The sequence below is a fragment of the Streptomyces sp. NPDC023541 genome, assembly GCF_055559995.1.
In genome coordinates this window covers 1-6,569 of the sequence record NZ_JBVHJO010000039.1, presented here as the reverse complement: position 1 = coordinate 6,569, position 6,569 = coordinate 1, and the positions used below count along the sequence as shown (strand labels likewise).

General features: G+C 71.0%; 7 protein-coding genes and 1 pseudogene. All 8 read right to left on the bottom strand.

Features of this window, described 5'->3' with window-relative positions; all coding sequences use genetic code 11:
* Nucleotides 1-258: pseudogene (locus tag ACZ3X1_RS37245) on the bottom strand (sulfate ABC transporter substrate-binding protein); the annotation flags it as partial.
* Between the two features lie 188 nt (nt 259-446).
* On the bottom strand, nt 447-1,793 hold the full coding sequence (locus ACZ3X1_RS37240) for a sulfate adenylyltransferase subunit 1 (protein WP_356813571.1): 1,347 nt from the start codon (nt 1,791-1,793) through the stop codon (nt 447-449).
* A gap of 2 nt (nt 1,794-1,795) precedes the next feature.
* Nucleotides 1,796-2,749 carry a sulfate adenylyltransferase subunit CysD gene (cysD, locus tag ACZ3X1_RS37235; protein ID WP_467284000.1) on the bottom strand — a complete coding sequence of 318 codons (954 nt, stop codon included), beginning with the start codon at nt 2,747-2,749 and terminating at the stop codon, nt 1,796-1,798.
* The gene (cysC, locus tag ACZ3X1_RS37230) at nt 2,746-3,291 is read right to left on the bottom strand and encodes an adenylyl-sulfate kinase (RefSeq protein ID WP_356813573.1); all 546 of its coding nucleotides are present in this window, start codon (nt 3,289-3,291) and stop codon (nt 2,746-2,748) included. The genes cysD and cysC overlap by 4 nt, the downstream gene beginning before the upstream one ends.
* Nucleotides 3,292-3,326: 35 nt before the next feature.
* Nucleotides 3,327-4,055 carry a phosphoadenylyl-sulfate reductase gene (locus ACZ3X1_RS37225; RefSeq protein WP_467283997.1) on the bottom strand — a complete coding sequence of 243 codons (729 nt, stop codon included), beginning with the start codon at nt 4,053-4,055 and terminating at the stop codon, nt 3,327-3,329.
* A complete protein-coding gene (locus tag ACZ3X1_RS37220; RefSeq protein WP_467283995.1) occupies nt 4,052-4,231 on the bottom strand; it encodes a hypothetical protein in 180 nt (59 codons plus the stop codon). The genes ACZ3X1_RS37225 and ACZ3X1_RS37220 overlap by 4 nt, the downstream gene beginning before the upstream one ends.
* Nucleotides 4,228-5,934 (bottom strand): nitrite/sulfite reductase, encoded by a 1,707-nt coding sequence (locus ACZ3X1_RS37215; protein WP_467283993.1) that lies wholly within the window; start codon nt 5,932-5,934, stop codon nt 4,228-4,230. The genes ACZ3X1_RS37220 and ACZ3X1_RS37215 overlap by 4 nt, the downstream gene beginning before the upstream one ends.
* Nucleotides 5,935-6,075: 141 nt before the next feature.
* Nucleotides 6,076-6,252, bottom strand: a complete 177-nt coding sequence (locus ACZ3X1_RS37210; RefSeq protein ID WP_157840138.1) for a hypothetical protein — start codon at nt 6,250-6,252, stop codon at nt 6,076-6,078.
* Between the last annotated feature and the right edge of the window lie 317 nt (nt 6,253-6,569).

Below are 6,569 nucleotides of genomic sequence, written 5' to 3'. Positions count from 1 at the left end.
CAGTTCCTTCTCGATCAGGCCTTCCTGGAGGCCGACGAGCGCGGTGGCGTGCGTCAGGTTCGGGAAGTACCCGATACGGACCTCGGCGGCCGACAACTTCCGGCCGTCCGCAGCGAGGGCGTTCGCCTTGCCGTCGCCCTTGTCCTCGGCCTGGGAGCCGTAGCCGCACGAGGCGAGGGCACCGATCAGGAGCGGCAGGGCAGCGGCGGCGGCGAGGCCGCGGCGCAGGGTTTTGCGGGCGTAACCGGTGGCAGGCACGGGAGGGCTTCCTCTCGCCGCGCCGTCGTTCTACGGCGCGGATTCTCGTCTGTGGAGCGGGGGCGGGTACGGCGCGTGGCGGACGGTCATCGCGCACATCGCGCCACGCCTCCCTGGCCGCTGCCGAGGGCGCCGCTGCCGACGCGGCCGCCCTCCTTCGCGAAGGTCGAGTAGAGATCGGCGAACATCTAGAAGTCCCACCCGTCCTCGTCCGGCCGGACGTCCTCGGCGGACTCGGCCCGGGAGGCGAAGGACTCGCCCGCCATGCCCGCCGCCAGGGTGGTCCCGTCCGCCGGGTCGATCAGCAGGAAGGATCCGGTACGGCGGGAGTCGGCGTACGCGTCGAGCGCGAGGGGCTCGGCGGTACGGACGACCACGAGGCCGATGTCGTTCGCCACCAGCTGCCCGGGCTCCGGGTGCTGGGACAGGTCGTCCAGCGTCAGCCGCGAGGGGATCTCCTTGACGATCGCCTTGACCGTGCGGGTCGTGTGCTTGATCAGCACCCGGGCGCCCACGGCGAGGGGCTGGTCCGCCACGTGGCACACCGTCGCGACGACGTCCTGGGTGGTCGCGGGGGCGCTCGCGGACGGTGCGATCAGGTCGCCGCGCGAGATGTCGATGTCGTCCTTCAGCCGCACCGTCACCGACTGCGGGGCCCAGGCGATGTCCACCGGCTGGCCCAGCGCGTCGATGCCCTCGATCACCGAGGTACGGCCCGACGGCAGGACCGTGACGGCCTCGCCGACGCGCAGCACGCCGGAGGCGATCTGGCCCGCGTAGCCCCGGTAGTCGGGGTGCTCCGCGGACTGCGGGCGGATCACGTACTGCACGGGGAAACGCGCCGGGCAGGCGGTGAGGTCGTGGCTGACCGGGACGGTCTCCAGGTGCTCCAGCACCGTCGGGCCGCCGTACCAGTCCATGTTCGCGGACGGCTCCACCACGTTGTCACCGGCCAGGGCAGAGATCGGGATCGCGGTGATCTCCGGGACGCCCAGGTCCGAGGCGTAGGCGGTGAACTCCTGCGCGATCGCGGCGAAGACCGGCTCCTGGTAGCCGACGAGGTCCATCTTGTTCACGGCGAGGACCACGTGCGGTACGCGCAGCAGCGCCGCGACGGCCGCGTGTCGGCGGGTCTGCTCGATCACGCCGTTGCGGGCGTCGACCAGGACCACCGCCAGGTCGGCGGTGGAGGCCCCGGTCACCATGTTCCGGGTGTACTGCACGTGCCCGGGGGTGTCGGCGAGGATGAACCGGCGGCGCGCGGTGGCGAAGTAGCGGTACGCGACGTCGATGGTGATGCCCTGCTCCCGCTCGGCCCGCAGGCCGTCGGTGAGCAGCGCGAGGTCGGGAGCCTCCTGGCCGCGCTGGGCGGAGACGGCCTCGACGGCCTCCATCTGGTCGGTCAGGACCGACTTGGAGTCGTGCAGCAGCCGGCCCACCAGGGTGGACTTGCCGTCGTCGACGGAACCGGCGGTCGCGAAGCGCAGCAGGGTGGTCGCCGACAGGTCGGCGAACTGCTCGGTGGTGCTGGTCATTTCTAGAAGTACCCTTCGCGCTTGCGGTCTTCCATCGCGGCCTCGGACATCTTGTCGTCGGCGCGGGTCGCGCCCCGCTCGGTGAGACGGGAGACGGCGATCTCGGCGATCACGGCGTCGAGCGTGACCGCGTCGGAGTCGACGGCGCCGGTGCAGGACATGTCGCCGACGGTGCGGTAGCGGACGAGCCGCGACTCGGGCGTCTCGCCCTCCTTGGGGCCGCCCCACTCGCCGGCCGTCAGCCACATGCCGTTGCGCTTGAAGACCTCGCGCTCGTGGGCGAAGTAGATCTCCGGCAGCTCGATGCCCTCGCGGGCGATGTACTGCCACACGTCCAGCTCGGTCCAGTTGGAGAGCGGGAAGACGCGCACGTGCTCGCCGGGCGCGTGGCGGCCGTTGTAGAGCTGCCAGAGCTCAGGGCGCTGGCGGCGCGGGTCCCACTGCGAGAACTCGTCGCGCAGGCTGAACACCCGCTCCTTGGCGCGGGCCTTCTCCTCGTCGCGGCGGCCGCCGCCGAAGACGGCGTCGAACCTGAGGCTCTGGATGGCCTCGGTCAGCGGCACCGTCTGCAGCGGGTTGCGGGTGCCGTCCGGGCGCTCGCGCAGCTTGCCGGCGTCGATGTAGTCCTGGACGGACGCCACGTGCAGGCGCAGACCGTGCTTGGCGACGGTGCGGTCGCGGTACTCCAGCACCTCGGGGAAGTTGTGGCCCGTGTCGACGTGCAGCAGCGCGAACGGCACCGGCGCCGGCGCGAACGCCTTCAACGCCAGGTGCAGCATGACGATGGAGTCCTTGCCGCCGGAGAAGAGGATCACCGGCTTCTCGAACTCGCCCGCCACCTCGCGGAAGATGTGCACGGCCTCGGACTCGAGGGCGTCGAGGTGCGACAGCGCGTAGGGCGCGGACCCAGAAGAATTGTTCGCAGCGTCGTGGACGTGTGCGACGGTCGTCGTCATGCCAGACCCCTCTCGGTGAGCAGCGCGTGCAGGGCCGAGGCCGACTCCTGCACGGACTGCGTGTGCGACTCGATACGGAGGTCCGGGGACTCCGGCGCCTCGTACGGGTCGTCGACCCCGGTCAGACCGGAGATCTCGCCCGCCGCCTGCTTGGCGTACAGACCCTTCACGTCACGCTCGGAGCACACCTCGACCGGGGTGGCCACGTGCACTTCGAGGTAGTCCGTCGCCGCGGCCGCGTGCCGCTTGCGGACGGCCTCGCGGCTGTCGGCGAACGGCGCGATCACCGGCACCAGCGCCTTGACGCCGTTGCTCGCGAGGAGTTCGGCGACGAAGCCGATCCGCTGCACGTTGGTGTGCCGGTCCTCGCGGCTGAAGCCCAGGCCGGCGGAGAGGAACTCGCGGATCTCGTCCCCGTCGAGCACCTCCACGCGGTGGCCCTCGGCGCGCAGCCGCTCGGCCAGCGCGTAGGCGATGGTGGTCTTGCCCGCGCTCGGCAGCCCGGTCAGCCACACGGTGGCGCCCTGGTCGCTCACGCTCATCTGCTCTGTCTCCGTAAGTTCTTCGCTGGTCGTCATCAGCCGTGCAGTCCGCACTCGGTCTTGCCCCGCCCGGCCCAGCGGCCGGACCGCGCGTCCTCGCCCTCCGCCACGCGGCGGGTGCAGGGGGCGCAGCCGACGGAGGCGTAGCCGTCCATCAGCAGCGGGTTGGTGAGTACGCCGTGCTCGGCGACGTACGCGTCCACGTCGTCCTGCGTCCAGCGGGCGATCGGCGAGACCTTGACCTTCTGCCGCTTCTCGTCCCAGCCGACCACCGGGGTGTTCGCCCGGGTCGGGGACTCGTCGCGGCGCAGGCCCGTCGCCCACGCGTCGTACGCCGTCAGGCCTTCTTCGAGCGGCTTGACCTTGCGCAGCGCGCAGCACAGGTCGGGGTCCCGGTCGTGCAGCTGCGGCCCGTACTCGGCGTCTTGCTCAGCCACGGTCTGCCGCGGGGTCAGCGTGATGACGTTGACGTCCATCACCGCGTCGACCGCGTCCCGGGTGCCGATGGTCTCCTCGAAGTGGTAGCCCGTGTCGAGGAAGACCACGTCCACACCGGGGAAGACCCGCGAGGCCAGGTGGGCGACGACCGCGTCCTCCATGGAGGAGGTCACGGCGAACTTCCCGCCGAACGTGTCGGCCGCCCAGCGCAGGATGTCGAGCGCGGAGGCGTCCTCCAGCTCGCGGCCGGCCTGCTCGGCCACGTCCTTGAGCGTCGCGGCCTTCAGGCCGGCGTTCTTGAGACTGGCGTCTTGCGTGGCGGTCATATCCCGTCCCCTCCCGCTGAGTTCGTCCCAACGCCCCGGGACAGCAGCCCGAGGTACTTCAGCTGGAAGGCGCGGTTGCAGGCCCTGCATTCCCACGCCCCGTGGCCCGTCTCGTGGGGGAACAGGTCCTCGTCGCCGCAGTACGGGCAGTAGAACGGTGCGGCTCGCTCGCTCACGAGAGGCTCTTCTCGTCCGCGCGGGCGACCCAGGCCGCGAAGCGCTCGCCGTCCTCGCGCTGCTCCTCGTAGCTCTTGACGACCCGCTCGACGTAGTCGGGGAGACCGGCCGAGGTGACCTTGAGGCCGCGGACCTTGCGGCCGAAGCCGGCCTCCAGGCCGAGGGCACCGCCCAGGTGGACCTGGTAGCCCTCTACCTGGTTGCCGTCGTCGTCCAGGACCAGCTGTCCCTTGAGACCGATGTCCGCCACCTGGATACGGGCGCAGGCGTTCGGGCAGCCGTTGATGTTGATGGTGATCGGCTCGGCGAAGTCCGGCAGACGGCGCTCCAGCTCGTCGATGAGCGAGGCGCCGCGCGCCTTGGTCTCGACGATGGCCAGCTTGCAGAACTCGATGCCGGTGCAGGCCATCGTGCCGCGCCGGAACGGAGACGGCTTGACCCGCAGGTCCAGGGCCTCCAGCGCCTCGACGACCGAGTCGACCCGGTCGGCCTCGATGTCGAGAACGATCATCTTCTGCTCGGCGGTGGTGCGCAGGCGGCCGGAGCCGTGCTGTTCCGCGATGTCCGCGATCTTGGTCAGGGTGGCGCCGTCCACGCGTCCCACGCGGGGCGCGAAGCCGACGTAGAACTTGCCGTCCTGCTGCTGGTGGACGCCGACGTGGTCGCGCCACTGGCCGGAGGGCTGCTCGGGCGCGGGGCCGTCGGTCAGCTTCCGCTCCAGGTACTCGTCCTCCAGGACCTGGCGGAACTTGGCCGGACCCCAGTCGGCGACGAGGAACTTCAGGCGGGCGCGGGTGCGCAGCCGGCGGTAGCCGTAGTCGCGGAAGATCGAGATGACGCCCTCGTAGACGTCGGGGACCTCGCCGAGCGAGACCCAGGTGCCCAGGCGCACACCGAGCTTGGGGTTGGTGGACAGGCCGCCGCCGACCCAGACGTCGAAGCCGGGGCCGTGCTCGGGGTGGTTCACGCCGACGAACGCGACGTCGTTGATCTCGTGCGCCACGTCGAGCAGCGGCGAGCCGGAGATCGCGGACTTGAACTTGCGGGGCAGGTTGGAGAAGTCCTTGTTGCCCACGATGCGGCGGTAGATCTCGTCGATGGCGGGCGTGCCGTCGATGATCTCGTCCTGGGCGATGCCGGCGACGGGCGAGCCGAGGATGACGCGGGGCGTGTCACCGCAGGCCTCGGTGGTGGACAGGCCGACGGCCTCCAGGCGGCGCCAGATCTGCGGGACGTCCTCGATCCGGATCCAGTGGTACTGCACGTTCTGGCGGTCGGTGAGGTCGGCGGTGCCGCGCGCGAACTCCTCGGAGATCTCGCCGATGACGCGCAGCTGCTCGGTGGTCAGCCGGCCGCCGTCGATGCGCACGCGCAGCATGAAGTACTTGTCGTCCAGCTCCTCCGGCTCCAGGATCGCGGTCTTGCCGCCGTCGATCCCGGGCTTGCGCTGGGTGTACAGACCCCACCAGCGCATGCGGCCGCGCAGGTCGTTGGGGTCGATGGAGTCGAAGCCCCGGTGGGCGTAGATCGTCTCAATGCGTGTCCGCACATTGAGACCGTCGTCGTCCTTCTTGAACTGCTCGTTGCCGTTGAGGGGCGTGTGGTGTCCGACGGCCCACTGACCCTCGCCGCGGTGACGGCCGGTCTTGCGGCGCGCGGCGGCTGCGGGTGCTGCTGCGGGCGTTTCGGGGGTGGCGGCCATGGCGGTACGTCCTTCTTGGGCGGCTCAGGGCAGGGGCGGGTGCAGCGGGTGGGGTTGGCGTGACCCCTGGACGCTGAGCGGGTGCGGCCGATTGCCCGCGCCTTTGCCGGGGTGACCGGCGGACAGGGCGGTGTTCGGCCTTCAGGGGACTGCGATGATCGACACTTCCACGGCGACGATGCCGGGATTGCGGCGATGTGCGGCGGTTGCTGGTTCCGTCAGCACGCCGGACAGATGGCGCTGGACATGCGGCCGAGGTCGACGTGCCGCCGACTCACCAAGGCAATTCCAGCTCCATTCATGGCGGAAGCGTGTCATGGGCCGATTGGAGGAGTCCACTACTGTCCGCGATATGGACGAAGTCGTCCCGCATCCTGGGACAGCGTGACGGGGGTCACCCCCTTCCCGCTGCCCTGGCCGGGCGCTGCCCCTGCCCTCCGGGTGCGGGCCGGTGGCCGCGCCTCAATCGTCGGCGGGGCTGGGTCGTGTCCCCTGGCCGGGGGTGTGGCCCGTCGGGTAGGGCGGTGGCTTCGGGTGGGCTGGTGCCCCTCCGGGGGGTCTCCTCGGCTCGGCGCGTGCGGGCATGTCCCGGTTGTGCCCGGTGGTTGCGCCTCGTCCTGCGGGGAGCCCCCGGA

Excerpts from the sequence above, each read along its gene's own strand:
- ACZ3X1_RS37225 (WP_467283997.1), bottom strand. The coding sequence starts at position 4,055 with ATGACCGCCACGCAAGACGCCAGTCTCAAGAACGCCGGCCTGAAGGCC.
- cysC (WP_356813573.1), bottom strand. The coding sequence starts at position 3,291 with ATGAGCGTGAGCGACCAGGGCGCCACCGTGTGGCTGACCGGGCTGCCG.
- ACZ3X1_RS37240 (WP_356813571.1), bottom strand. The coding sequence starts at position 1,793 with ATGACCAGCACCACCGAGCAGTTCGCCGACCTGTCGGCGACCACCCTG.
- ACZ3X1_RS37210 (WP_157840138.1), bottom strand. The coding sequence starts at position 6,252 with ATGACACGCTTCCGCCATGAATGGAGCTGGAATTGCCTTGGTGAGTCG.
- cysD (WP_467284000.1), bottom strand. The coding sequence starts at position 2,749 with ATGACGACGACCGTCGCACACGTCCACGACGCTGCGAACAATTCTTCT.
- ACZ3X1_RS37215 (WP_467283993.1), bottom strand. The coding sequence starts at position 5,934 with ATGGCCGCCACCCCCGAAACGCCCGCAGCAGCACCCGCAGCCGCCGCG.